The sequence below is a fragment of the Actinokineospora sp. genome (assembly GCF_050699995.1).
Lineage (GTDB): Bacteria > Actinomycetota > Actinomycetes > Mycobacteriales > Pseudonocardiaceae > Actinokineospora.
Window position 1 is genome coordinate 1 of sequence record NZ_JBOHGC010000273.1, and the last position, 1,194, is coordinate 1,194.

The 1,194-nt window shown below is 70.4% G+C and carries 1 protein-coding gene; it reads right to left on the reverse strand.

Going from position 1 to position 1,194, the window contains the following annotated elements:
* A partial coding sequence (locus ACRDSQ_RS13995; protein ID WP_431421491.1) for an IS4 family transposase occupies window positions 1-1,081 on the reverse strand: 1,081 nt, incomplete at its 3' end.
* Window positions 1,082-1,194: the final 113 nt, after the last annotated feature.

Sequence of the window (1,194 nt, forward strand, 5' to 3'; positions counted from 1 at the left end):
CGTAGTGGCAGCACAGGTGTCCCCAGATCTCCTGGGCGACCAGGTCCGGCGACTTCGACCGGAGCACCAAGCGGGGTCCGCGCTGGTGGGTCTTGAGCTCGTCGAAGGTGAGCTCGATCTCCCACCGCTGGTGATAGGCGGCAGCAAGCTCGGTCGCGGGCACCTCGTCGGGGTCGAGCAGCGTCGTGAACAGCCGGTAGTGCTCGGGGTTGGGCCGCCCGTCGTCGATGGTGTAGTCCACGACCCGCACCGGCATCGGCTCGCTGGCGCGGTCGGTGGACTTGCGCAGGTGCGCCGGCCACGACCCGTCGGGAAGGTCGCGGACGTGCTGGGGCCGAGGGGCCGAGGCTCCGTTCTGGACTCGCCAGAGCAAGCCGGCGCCGGTAGCTGCCGCCTTGCGCCACAAGGCGAAGGAGAAGACCCCGCGGTCGGCGAGCAGCAGCATGCCGGGCTTCAAGCTGGTCAGCAGCCGTTCAGCCAGGGTCTTCTCGGAGTCGGTGTACTTCCCGGCCTCGGCGGCGAACACCGCGTGCGTCCCGCACTCCGCCAGCGCCACCACCCGGGCCTGCGGGAACGCCGACTGCTCGCCCTTGCTCACCCCCGGCCGGCCGAAGAACGCCGCGTTCCCAGGGGTGTCGGCAACGTCCAGGCACATCCCGTCGACGGCGACCAGCCGGCGCCCGGCCAGCCACGTCCCCGGCGTCGCGCCCGTGCCCAGCGGCACCGCGACCCGCTCGAACAGCGCCCGCATCGGCTCCGGCCCCAACCGCGCTCGGGCCTGGAAGATCGCCGACTTCGACGGCGGGCTGTAGCTCTGCGCCCACCCCGAGGACCAGGCCAGCCCGTCGGTCAGCGCACTGAGCACATCCTCGTACGACCCCTCCGAGTGCAACGCCATCCCGATCGCGAAATACGCCATCACCCGCGCCGGCAACGACCGGTTCCGCCGCTCGGTACGACCCGCCCCGGCGATCACCTCATCGACCAGCGCCGACGGGAACACCCGCGTCAGCACACCGACCGACACCAGGTCCGACAGGCGACGATCCGAGACCGGCTTCCTCCACCCAGCACGAGGCATAGCCCCAAACTACACCGTTGTAAGCCTAACTGAACGGTATTGCGGCTAGCCCCCGCTGTCCGGCAGGTCGGGCGCCATCATCTCGACGATCCGTTGAAGGTCGTCGATCGAGC